At 55.3% G+C, this 10379-nt stretch carries 5 protein-coding genes; 2 read left to right on the plus strand and 3 right to left on the minus strand.

What is annotated here, in order from left to right:
* Positions 1-481 precede the first annotated feature (481 nt).
* Complete coding sequence (gene aceE, locus HUU59_13275) at positions 482-3217, minus strand: pyruvate dehydrogenase (acetyl-transferring), homodimeric type (GenBank protein ID NUO20411.1); 2736 nt, start codon at positions 3215-3217, stop codon at positions 482-484.
* Between the two features lie 888 nt (positions 3218-4105).
* Between aceE and HUU59_13280 the strand changes: the two genes are divergently transcribed.
* Positions 4106-4576: a hypothetical protein gene (locus HUU59_13280; GenBank protein ID NUO20412.1), complete on the plus strand. Its 471-nt coding sequence runs from the start codon at positions 4106-4108 to the stop codon at positions 4574-4576.
* Positions 4577-4701: 125 nt separating this feature from the next.
* Here HUU59_13280 and HUU59_13285 read toward each other — a convergent pair whose 3' ends face one another.
* Positions 4702-6312, minus strand: coding sequence for a T9SS type A sorting domain-containing protein (locus HUU59_13285; GenBank protein ID NUO20413.1), 1611 nt, complete (start codon positions 6310-6312; stop codon positions 4702-4704).
* A complete protein-coding gene (locus HUU59_13290) occupies positions 6309-6821 on the minus strand; it encodes a hypothetical protein (GenBank protein NUO20414.1) in 513 nt (170 codons plus the stop codon). The genes HUU59_13285 and HUU59_13290 overlap by 4 nt, the downstream gene beginning before the upstream one ends.
* A 352-nt stretch (positions 6822-7173) precedes the next feature.
* On the opposite strand from HUU59_13290, the gene HUU59_13295 reads away from it, so the two are divergent.
* Positions 7174-10248 carry a T9SS type A sorting domain-containing protein gene (locus HUU59_13295; protein NUO20415.1) on the plus strand — a complete coding sequence of 1025 codons (3075 nt, stop codon included), beginning with the start codon at positions 7174-7176 and terminating at the stop codon, positions 10246-10248.
* The last annotated feature ends 131 nt before the right edge of the window (positions 10249-10379 follow it).

Below are 10379 nucleotides of genomic sequence, written 5' to 3' on the forward strand. Positions count from 1 at the left end.
GCCCCTACACAGATTATCGTTGCGCTTGGGATTGTCGGTTAGCGGGGCAGGTGAAGACACCCGCCGCCGCGATCTTGGACATTGTTGTTCCGCCTTGACGCGGGCGGATTGCCATCCGCCCCTACACTGATTATCGTTGCGCTTGGGATTGTCGGTTAGCGGGGCAGGTGAAGACACCCGCCGCCGCGATCTTGGACATTGTTGTTCCGCCTTGACACGGGCGGATCGCCATCCGCCCCTACGCAGATTATCGTTGCGCTTGGGATTATCGGTTAGCGGGGCAGGTGAAGACACCCGCCGCCGCGATCTTGGACATTGTTGTTCCGCCTTGACGCGGGCGGATTGCCATCCGCCCCTACACAGATTATCGTTGCGCTTGGGATTGTCGGTTAGCGGGGCAGGTGAAGACACCCGCCGTCGCGATCTTGGACATTGTTGTTCCGCCTTGACGCGGGCGGATTGCCATCCGCCCCTACACTGATTACGACACCCACGGATTCAATTTATCCGGCTTGACATCAAACTCTTTCATGTGCGCAGCAAGCACTTCGGGTTTGATTTTGCCTTGCAGTGCGAGTTTGGCGAGCGCGGCTTGGACGATGTAGGGAGTGCTGACTTCGAAGAAGTTGCGGAGCGCGTCACGGCTTTCGCTTCTGCCGAAGCCGTCGGTGCCGAGCGAATGGAACTCGCCGGGAACCCAATTGCGAATCAGGTCGCTTTGAGCCTTCATGTAGTCGCTGGCGGCAATCGTAATATCGGCAGCTCCCTTCATCGCCGAGGTGATAAACGGCACCTTGGGTGTCTCGGTCGGGTTCAGCATGTTGTGGCGTTCGCAGGCGAGCGCGTCGGTGTAGAGATTCTTGTAGCTGGTGACCGAGTAAACATCGGCAGCGACGCCGTATTTTTCGGACAAGACTTTTTGCGCCTCCAACACGCCGAGCATAATCGAGCCTGAGCCGAACAGATTGACGCGCAGTTTGGCCTTCTTGTCGTCGGACTTCCTATAGAGGTAGAGCCCCTTTAGGATTCCCTCTTCGACACCCTTGGGCTGTTCGGGGTGCGCGTAGTTTTCGTTTTGAATGGTCAGGTAGTAGAAGATATCCTCCTGGTCCTGATACATCCGCTTCATACCGTCGCGAATGATAACGGCAAGCTCGTAGCCGAACGCGATGTCATAGACCATCAGGTTCGGGACGGGCAGCGTGAGAATCGGGCTGTGCCCGTCTTCGTGCTGGAGTCCTTCGCCGTTCAAGGTGGTGCGTCCGGCGGTGGCGCCCATCATGAATCCTTTGCAGCGGGAGTCACCGGCCGCCCACAGCAGGTCACCGACCCGCTGCGCCCCGAACATCGAATAGAAGGTGAAGAACGGCAGCATATTCAGGCCGTAATTGGCATAGGCCGTTCCGGCGGCAATGAAGCTCGACATGGAGCCCGCCTCGGTGATTCCCTCTTCGAGAATCTGTCCGTCTTTCGCTTCTTTATAATAGAGAAGAGAAGCTCTGTCCACGGGCTCGTAGTTTTGGCCGATGCTCGAATAAATTCCCACCTGCCGGAACAGCGCTTCCATACCAAAAGTGCGTGCTTCATCGGGAACGATAGGCACAACCAGCTTGCCCCACTTTTCATCCTTGAGGAGCTTGGCGAGAATGCGCACAAAGACCATAGTGGTGCTGAGTTCACGGTCGCCCGAAGATTCGGAGAATTCTTTCCAGAAATCACCTGCCGGAGGAGCGAACGGTTTGACATCCACAATCCGTGCGGGTACCGGCCCGCCGAGCTTCTCGCGGCGCTCTTTAATATAGACCATCTCCGGGCTGTCCTGCGGCGGCTTGTAGAACGGCGTCGCGGCGATGGCCTCATCGGAAATGGGAATTCCGAACCGTGTGCGGAAATGCCTAAGCTCGTCGTCGTTAAGCTTTTTCTGCTGGTGCGTGATGTTGCGGCCTTCTCCGGCTTCACCCAGACCGTAGCCCTTAATGGTCTTGGCCAGAATCACGGTCGGCTGTCCCTTGTGTTCGACGGCAGCCTTGTAGGCGGCATAGACCTTTTCGGGGTCATGTCCGCCGCGGCGCATTCTCGAAAGCTGCTCATCACTCAAATGATCGACGAGTGCGCGCACGTCGGGATCGGTGCCGAAGAAATGTTCGCGGATGTATGCACCCGATTCGACGGTATATTTCTGGAAATCACCGTCCAGAGCTTCGCCCATACGCTTGACGAGCTTGCCGGTTTTGTCTTCGGATAATATGTAATCCCAATCGTTGCCCCAGATAAGCTTGATGACATTCCAGCCCGCGCCGCGGAAGATGGTTTCGAGCTCTTGAATAATCTTGCCGTTGCCGCGCACAGGCCCGTCGAGTCGCTGCAGATTGCAGTTCACCACGAAAATCAGATTGTCAAGCTTCTCTCTTCCGGCCAGACCGATTGCTCCGAGAGCTTCCGGCTCGTCGGTTTCTCCGTCTCCGAGAAACGCCCACACGTGCGAATCGGTGTGCGGTTTGAGATTTCGGTTTTCCAGATATCTGTTGAAGCGCGCCTGATAGATAGCGGTGATGGGACCAAGTCCCATGGAGACTGTGGGGAATTGCCAGAAGTTGGGCATCAGCCAGGGGTGCGGGTAGGAACTCAAGCCGCCTTCGGGACGCAATTCATGGCGGAAGTTGCGCAGCTGCTCGATGGACAGTCGGCCTTCGAGGAAGGCGCGCGCATAGATACCCGGCGAGGCATGCCCCTGAAAGTAAATCATATCCGCACCGTCAGCGTGATTCGGGCCTTTGAAGAAGTGATTGAAGCCGATTTCAAACAGCGTAGCGACTGATGCGTAGGTGGAGATGTGGCCGCCGATTCCGTCTTCGGCACGATTGGCGCGGACGACCATTGCCATGGCATTCCAGCGAATAATGCTCTTGATACGGCGCTCGATTTCGCGGCTGCCGGGGAAAGCGGGCTGTTTATCGGCGGGAATCGTGTTCACGTAGGGTGTTGTGAGCGGAAACGGCACGGACACGCCCTGCTTCTGGGCATGTATCTGCAGCCATTGCAGAAGCGCCTGCACCCGTTCCGGCCCACCCTGCTGGAATTCGTAATCGAGCGAGTCAATCCACTCCTGAATTTCAATATCCTCGGGGAGGGCTTGTCCGCGATATGGGTTATAGGCCGAGCTTTCATGGATATTCTCCAGTGAAAGCCGCTCTTCAGCCTGTGTAGAAATACTCATTTAGGGGTCCTTTCCGTGCTATTTTGCCCGTTTTCGGTCTCGCCGGCGGGGCTGTGAATTCCATAGGCAACCTTAAATATACCCATTCTACTCTCTAAACTCAAACCTCATACATGGGGGGGTACGGCGGGCTTGTGGCGCGCAGTTTTGTGAACGGTACGCACGCGATTGGACAGGCAGTGAAATTTCGGTCACGCTGTCGGTTACCGGGTGACGGCGGCGGTAGTGCCGACGCGTGAATGCAGGGGTTATTTTTCAGTCACACAATTGCAAGTGGAGGCATGCTTCTGAGACTTTTTTTTGCGCGCGCCGGCACTGTGCACGAGTTTTCATAGGGAAAACCGCCTGTGGCTCGACTGTAAAGGCCGCGAACAGCGCTCTGCGACGGTGTAGAACCGCTCCGGGGAGCAGACGCTTCGCGCGTTGCGGCAGCAATGGAGACGCGACTCGTTTTCACTCTCAACTTACTCTGTTTCAAATACTTCTCGACTCGCGCTGCGGGTGAAACGCTCCTCCCTGAGCTTCACTTTGGCACTCGGGCGCAGGCTGCAGCGGGAGAGAATCGCTCACTGGGACGCAGGGGGCAAACGGATGCAGCGTGCTGCTGCAACTTGCTCGCGTGCCTGCTCGTTCCAATGAAGTGAAATGCTCACTCCCTCTTGACAAAATTCGTGAACTGAGTATATTTGCAAGTGTGCTTTTGTGAGCCACGAATCGAACAGGTGGCGCCTGTTGCCGGCGCCTTTTAGATAGACGGTCCCGGACTGCCGCACAGTCCGGAATTGCGACGGGGAAGCCGCAGTTAACCGAACCCCCACTTCACGGGTAAACAACTGACTGCAAGATAATCCCTCAGAACTAAAAACCATCGAGCAAAGGAGCTCACACATGGCCACGAAGAAGAAGCCGGCTGCCAAGAAGGCAACCAAGAAGAAAGCGACCGCCAAGAAGAAAGCCGCTCCGAAGAAGAAAGCGACTGCCAAGAAGGCCGCTCCGAAGAAGAAAGCCACCGCCAAGAAGGCCGCCCCGAAGAAGGCCGCCAAGAAGGCGACGAAGAAGAAAGCTACTGCCAAGAAGGCGACGAAGAAGAAAGCCGCCAAGCGTAAACCGAACGCCGCTTTCATGGCCCCGATGCAGCCGTCGGCCGCTTTGGGCGAAGTCATCGGCAGCAAGGCGATGCCGCGTACCGATGTGACCAAGAAGATTTGGGACTACATCAAGAAGAACGGGCTGCAGGACAAGAACAACAAGAGAATGATCAATGCCGATGACAAGCTCTCGAAGATTTTCGGCAAGAAGCAGGTCTCGATGTTCGAAATGACCAAGCTGGTCAGCAAGCACCTTTCCGCCGCCAAGTAGTGCCTGTCAGGCACCTCTTGCGCTGACGCAAGTGTTTGAGATAGTCGGTTTAGATAAAGCCCCGCAACGGTTGTTGCGGGGCTTTTTTGTTCTGGTCACCGCCTTCCGGGGCCAAGCGGTCAAACTTACTTCAACAGCAGCAGTTTTGCGGTGCTTGAATAGTAATTGGTAGAAACGGTCGCAAAATGAACTCCCGAACTCCACTTTGCGCCGTTTAACTTCAGAGTGTGCTCTCCGGCCGCAAGCAACCCCAAGTCCGCTCTCTCCACTTCTCGACCCAAGACGTCATGGACCCTGACAATCACATTACCATTTGCCGGAAGCGAAAACCTCAGCGTCGTCACCGGATTAAACGGGTTAGGAAAAACGTGCAGACCGAGATCGGTTGGAACCGAATGCTCCGAATGGTCATCCACCGCGCTGGTTGTATCTGAGCTGTCAGGGGGCTGTGTCAGCCATGGCTCGAACAGGACGCCATTCCCGACCTCCGATCCCAATCCACCCGGATTCAAACTCGCGTGAAACGGTCCCGTTGAATCCCCCCACCAGTTCAAGCGCGCGTCGAAATAGCTTCCATTGGATCCTGTCGCCAACCCGGGCGGGAGAAATGAATTGTCGCGTGCGAGAAGTGAGTCCTGTGCGCTTCGAAGCATCATCACGTCGGGTGTTGCATCCGGACTAAGCCGTTCGAACCAATTATCCATCAATGTTGCAGATCCGCTGATTGCTATCCCCGGAATGTTTCCTCCGGTTGCTAAGCCGTCTTCAAACGTATTGCCTGCGACTAACCCGAAGTAGCCCGGATTCGGATTCTGGCAGCCCATCGCGATGGCAGTCGTCCCGCCCAACTCACTGCCTTCATAATCCTGAAATCTGTTATTCGCAATGACAATCGGCGTGTCAACTTCGGCTCCCGAACAATCGAGCAGCACTTCGATCATTGCTCGTGCTCCGGTTACGTTCTGGAACACACATTCCGCAATTCGGAAGTCGCCTTGAGGGCTGACGAGCACCGATGAAAATACGCCATCGACAGACGTGAATTGACATCCCCTGACATAAACATCGTTGCCGTGGAGACGTAACAAGTAAGTTGAGGGTGCATCGTGAATTCGAAAAGAACAATTCAGAATCCTCGAGCCCGAACCTCCATAAACCAGCCACCTCTTTGAGCCATCAAACGTGCAATTCTCAGCATGCACTGTCCCTTCATTGGAAGGAAACAGACAATGCCACTGACAACCGACAAATGTGCAATGGTCCGCACGAATGAAATGCTCTGCGTTTACGGCATTTGATATGGAATCGAATCGGCAGTATTGAAGCGAAAGGCTCTCGCCTGTGTGAAGAACTCCACCAGTGCGTGTCGGCCAAACCGGCTCGCGCATTTCTGGCCTGTTGAAGAAGGCCAAATTCTGAAGCTTCGCGGCATTTCCTGTTAGGACCATTGTCGAGGGTGTATCCAACCCCCCGGGAATGGGATCGAGTATGGTTCGAAGTTCAGTTAGCGTATCTACTGAATACCAACCCGTGATGAATATAGAGTCTGTTGAACAGATTAGGAATTCATGATAAACTCCCGGTGACACTCGGACTGTATCACCCATCAGGGAAGCGTTAAGGGCATTCTGAATGGTAGAAAACTCCTCAGGAACATTGAGTACAGCGCTTTTTGCGTCCCTGAGCAAGACAAGGAAGATGACCGAAAGCAGGGTGTTACCGATGAAACTCCTCATGGGTTGCAGTTGGCAATACCGTAACTGAAACATGCCCACGCTTTGCAGTCCGCGCCGCAATCATCGCAATCGGGACCGTCCGGACAAGGTATTTTACAAACATAAACCGCATAAGAGACTCCGCTGCTAAGCGCGACAAAATTGCCCGTTGCGCTGCAATCCTTGGTGCAATTGTTTATATCACATTCATTCGTGTGACAGTTCCCGTTCGAAATTGAATACTCGATTCCCCCGGAAATCTTAAAGATGTTTGCACAGGACTGACAGTCAAAACAATTGCTTCCGCCTGTGCAGGTTGTAGATGTTTTGAAGCTGTAGTTACCCGAACATGAAGGAGTGAAAACGTACCTGGTGCAGTTTGCATTCGGAGTTACGCCGCACTCTTCGTTTGTGCAAGTATTATCATTGAAACAAATGCACTCCGAACAAGCCCAAACATTTTCGTTCCCAAAACACAAAAAAACCGCCAGCATAACCGCCGCGGTCAAGGTGAAAGGTGCGTTTCTCATGGTGAGACTCCCTTTTTAGTGGTTTTTCCGCCCATGGTACACCCCATCGTGCACCTGAAGCAAGGTACTTTTTCTAACTTCTTTTGTCAAGGGACTCCCCCCCGGGGGAATCAAACCCCTTGCCCAAGCGTTCAAATTGGACATATCCCTCCTCTTTTTCAGCTTCGGCCTTTGTGAAGAACGGCGGGAGATGACAGGTCAAATCTTTATTAAACAAGCACTATCGTTTCGATATTGGTAGGGAATGCAAGCAGATTATGGACTAAAAAAATTCTGAACACCTCGTCAAAAAGGAACGAATTTTCCGAAGAATTCGTATATTTAAGTACAGAATTCAACCCGGACCGCACCCATGAACCGTCTTCGTTTTTTTGCCCTGATTGCCTTATTGCCAACTCTCGTTCTCGCCCAAGTGTTGTGGCCGGAGAACGGCAAAGCCGTTCGCCAAGGTGCCCATCTTGGTTGGAATGGTGCGGCCATAAGCGCTGGTAATGATGTCGCACTCTTTTACTATGACTGCTTGCGGGACGGGACACGAGATGTGTGGGGCACACGCATCGCACCGAACGGCTCGCATCTATGGGGACAGAACGGCAGATTGGTCGGCGGCGATATCAGCGAACAGCGCGCACCGGTTGTGGCCGCCTATCCGGACGGCAGCGTGCTGGTGGTTTGGGAAGACTACTCGGTGGGACGTTTTCGCGATTTGCGCGCGCAGCGCTACAGCGCGAACGGCAATGCGATGTGGTCACCCGAAGGCGGTGTGACGGTTATCGAGCAGGCGCGCGATCAGTTTGAAGTGAAACTCGCTCTGAACGATCAGGGATACGCGTTTATCGTGTTCACCGACGACCGTTTGACGGACGGCACCGACACAAGGCTGAACAGCTACGCGCAGATACTGAGCCCGGACGGCGAGCGTGTCGGACCGCTGGACGGTATACAACTGCTGACGCGGCGCGATACCTACAATCAACCGCTCGATGTCGTCTGTATCGGCAGCGACGCCTACATCCTGAACACGATGCCCGGCGACCCGGATGAACTCGTGCTGCAGAAACTCTCGCCCGATGGCACCATTGGCTTCGCCAACGACCCCGCGGTTGCAGAGTTCGCCTATTCAGGCAGACATAGCATGGTGAAGATTGAGAATGGACTGGCTGTCGCATGGACGGCGCGCGAAGAGGGCAATCAATTCGGGGATGCGCGGTTGAAGTTGATGGACACGAATCGCGCTCCCTTGCCGGGCTGGAGTCCAGAGGGCACGGTGGTCGGCTCGGGAGCCCATGTGCAGACGGTGACCAAGATGAGTGAGACGCCGGACGGCGGAGTGGTGGTGGCTGTTTCCAGCTACGAATTCGACCCCGACCAATCGCTGCTAACGCTCTCGAAATACGCCCGGACGGGCGAGCTGTTATGGGGACCTGTGAGCCTTGGCAATGCGGCGTTGTTCACTTCACCGCTCGATTGGAGCTGGGACGGCGACAACCTCGTCATAACGTGGACGGAGATTGTCAACTGGTCGGAATACAGCGTGCACACGCAGAAGATTTCAAGCAGCGGTGAGAAGATGTGGGGAGACGGCGGCAACACCGTTTGGTATCGAGACACGAAGAAGCTGCGTTCGGAAATTGAGAAGCCGTCCAACGCTTCTGCTCGACTTGTGATAGTATCGGGGCGGACGATTCTGCAGCCGGAGAGCCTGTTCGTGTCGGAACTGAACAGTGCAGGTCAGATTGCGGGAACGGCGGAATTTTTGAGCGGCGGCTGGACATACGACAGCTACTATCAGCGCGCGGCACGGATAGACGAGCAGAAGCTCGCGGTCATTTGGAGTGACAGCCGCTCGTCGCTGAACACCGATATCTACTATCAGTTCATGGACGCGAACGGAGAACCGCTTTTGGAGCCGAATGGCCGCAAGCTGACACAGAGCGGTAGTTACACGATTTACGTACCGCCCGCAGTTGTCTCCAACAACAGCGGCGGCGCGTTTTTCGCTTGGCTTGGTGATTCCCTCGGGTTCTCGAACAACTTGCATGTGCATCAGGTGAATGCGGACGGCAACCAGATGTGGAATGAACCTGCAGTCATCCGCACGTCCAACGGCTTTCACGGTCAGAGCTTTTTGATACCGGATGGCAGCGGCGGCGTATTCGTGGCCTTCACCCGCTTCAATGCGGGTTTCGTGGCGCGCATCTGCGTGGCACATGTCAGCGCGGGCGGGCAGCTAAGCTGGAGTGAAGGCTACCACGAGTTTCCCGGTCAGGCGGGTGCGGACTTGACATTGACTCAAGCGTTGAGCGACGGCAGCGGCGGCTGCTATCTGGTCGGGATGACCGGCCCGTGGCAGGACACACAGGCGATCATTTTCCATGTCAACAGCGACGGGACGTTCGGCGACGGATGGACGAACGAAGGACGCGAGTTTGGCGGTGTGATGGTGCGAGAGCGCAACGCCAAGGCGGTGTTAATCGGTGAGAACGTGCTTGTGACGTGGGAATATCCGCAAGGCGAAGCGGCGGCGACCTATGATGTGCGGGCGGTGCTGCTGACTCCAGCGGGAGAGAATTTGTGGAGTGCGCAGGGACGCAGAATAACGCCTGATGATGCTGCGGTTGTGCGACATCAATTGAGTGCGGACGGCGCAGGAGGGTTTCTTCTTGCGTATGAGGATTTCCGCAACGGTTTTCAGACGAAGGCTTACGTCGCGCGTTTTGACGCGGACGGACTTCCGGTGTGGGAGGGAACGGAGCGGCTGACAAGCAGTTACAACGGGGACCAGAATTTCATTTCGCTGACCTATGACGGCAGCGGCGGCGCGTGGATTGTGTGGGAGGATTTGCGCAACAGCGACATTTATTCCGAGATAGATGTCTACGGTACACACATCAACGGCGACGGCGAGTTCGCGACGGTAAACGGCTTCACTTGGCCGGCGGAGGGCTACCCGATTTGTAATGTACCGACCTATCAGCAGGAGCCGGTGTTGATACCGTGGTCGGGGGGCAGCGCGCTGGCGGTGTGGAAGGATTTGCGTTCGAGCAATCCGGGACGCTGCTGCGGAGCGGGAGCGGTGGGCGATATTTTCAACAATGTCTATGCGCAGGTGCTCTCGGAAGTGACGCTTGATGCGGACGATGTGCCGGGCAATCTGTTGCCTGAATCATTCACGCTTGCGTCGTATCCGAATCCGTTCAATCCGAGCACGCAACTCGCGTTCACGCTTCCGCAGAATGCGAATGTCAAACTATCAATCTTCAACGTGCTTGGACAGGTGTCAGATGTGCTGCTTGATGCGCCCCTTACGGCCGGGGAGTATTCCCTTGCCTGGAATGCGGGCAATCGTCCAAGCGGGCTCTACTTTGCCAAACTCGAAACGTCAACCGGCTTGTCAACGGTTCAGAAGCTGACTTTGCTGAAATAGCGTTCAATACAACTGCTCAATGAAAGCGGGGCGGCCAATCGGTCGCCCCGCTGTGTTTGATGGAGAGTGAGAACTATTTCAACAGCACGACTTTGATAGACTCGGTGACGAGGTCATCGTGTGCAACGATG

The organism is bacterium (assembly GCA_013360195.1).
Classification (GTDB): domain Bacteria; phylum Electryoneota; class RPQS01; order RPQS01; family RPQS01; genus JABWCQ01.